The sequence below is a fragment of the Vibrio sp. Vb1755 genome (assembly GCF_033338635.1).
GTDB classification, from domain to species: domain Bacteria; phylum Pseudomonadota; class Gammaproteobacteria; order Enterobacterales; family Vibrionaceae; genus Vibrio; species Vibrio alginolyticus.
This window is the reverse complement of the sequence record NZ_JAWOTA010000103.1, coordinates 1-1,589: the sequence shown is the minus strand read 5'-3', so window position 1 is coordinate 1,589 and position 1,589 is coordinate 1. Positions and strand designations below refer to the sequence as shown.

Here is a 1,589-nt window from a genome sequence, read left to right as displayed (position 1 = left end):
CTTTTTAACCGAGTATCAGAGACAAACGCTGAGTGAGCTCATTCTTAATCTAAGAAAAGATGGTTTGGTGATGCGAAGCTTAGCAATCGGCAACGATCGATACGATATCGCAGCGTCGCTGAAAAACAAATCTGCAGGAGAGGTCGACAAAGAAGTGGTGTTGCTGATAAATCGCTACCCGCCAGAGATTGAGAGGTCGATGGTTTGGGTAAAAGCAGATGAGTTTACAGAGCCATCACCGCACGTAGTCATTACTTTACGCAGTGATGGCGAAATGATCGAGTTGCGACTTACTCGGCTTTAGTCTCTTTATGCAAAGCAAGAAATGTCGCCATGGCGGATTCATCTAAAAATCCGTCTGCCTTTTTATGTGCGCGCAGGAATTGGTACCCTGCAATGAGCTTTCGATGAAGCTCTTCTTTATCTTCTGTCAGCTCTTCATTCATCACGTGTTGGAAAGCCAACTTATAGGCATCCATATCCACCACTTCAGCACGACGGTAGAGATAACCGCAACCCGTCGCTAACCATTCAAGAGAGCAGTTAGCCCGCATCGCAATCTGATTGGCTTTGGTTAGGCTAGGTTCGCTGCCTTTTAGGTACTTTCGGATGAGCGCTTCCGACACATCAACGCGTCGCGCAAATCCGCTGATGCTTTCTTCGCCAATCAAAGTGGCTAAACGTTGGGCAAAAGACATATTTCGTACTCCAGTTCGAATTGCGAAAGTTTACCCGTTGAGACGACGTGAAAACAAGACTAGGATGAATGCAGTTCAATTGAAGGAGAAAACCCATGGTTGCAAAAGTTGTGACTGCACCAAATGGCCCTGAATTTTCAGAGCTAGTTCAAGGATATTGGCGTGCGGCAGATTGGGGAATGACGGCTCAAGAGCGTTTGTCATTTCTTAAGCAACATATTGAGTTAGGGATCACTACGGTCGATCACGCAGACATTTACGGTAACTACGAATGTGAAGCGTTGTTTGGTGAAGCGTTAGCTTTGGATAAAAGCGTACGTGACCAAATCCAGATCGTGACCAAATGTGACATTAATTTGTGTGGTGACAAAACACCTGAACGCAAAATTAATCACTACGACACAAGTTCGGCACACATTTACCAATCAGTGAACAACTCACTTGAGCGCTTAAATGTGGATGAAATCGATGTGCTATTGATCCATCGTCCAGATGTATTGATGGATGCTGATGAAGTTGCGGAAGCATTCACGGAGCTGCACAAAGTAGGTAATGTGAAGCACTTTGGTGTGTCCAACTTTACGCCGCGTCAGTTCGAATTGCTGCAATCGCGCCTTGGTAAACCTCTTGTGACTAACCAAGTGGAAATCAACCCGCTTAATTTTGAGGTTGCGCACGATGGAACGCTGGACCAAATGCAAATGTTGCGCACGCGTCCAATGGCTTGGTCTTGCTTAGGTGGCGGCTCAATCTTCAGTGGGGAAAGCGAGCAAGCGATTCGCGTTCGTAACGAGCTAGAAGCAATTCGTGAAGAAGTGGGTGCGACCAGCATTGACCAAGTTATTTACGCTTGGGTACGTCGCTTGCCATCTAAACCAATTCCAATCATTG

At 46.2% G+C, this 1,589-nt stretch carries 2 protein-coding genes and 1 pseudogene; 2 read left to right on the top strand and 1 reads right to left on the bottom strand.

From position 1 onward, the window contains the following. Positions 1-304 (top strand): annotated as a pseudogene (locus tag R7E00_RS22965) (hypothetical protein); the annotation flags it as partial. Here R7E00_RS22965 and R7E00_RS22960 read toward each other — a convergent pair. Then, a complete protein-coding gene (locus R7E00_RS22960; RefSeq protein WP_025501959.1) occupies positions 291-698 on the bottom strand; it encodes a transcriptional regulator in 408 nt (135 codons plus the stop codon). The pseudogene R7E00_RS22965 and the gene R7E00_RS22960 sit on opposite strands and share 14 nt — an antisense overlap. A 95-nt stretch (positions 699-793) precedes the next feature. Here R7E00_RS22960 and R7E00_RS22955 point away from each other — a divergent pair. Further along, on the top strand, positions 794-1,589 hold a 796-nt coding region (locus R7E00_RS22955), incomplete at its 3' end, for an aldo/keto reductase family oxidoreductase (RefSeq protein WP_318124528.1).

Excerpts from the sequence above, each read along its gene's own strand:
- R7E00_RS22960 (WP_025501959.1), bottom strand. The coding sequence starts at position 698 with ATGTCTTTTGCCCAACGTTTAGCCACTTTGATTGGCGAAGAAAGCATC.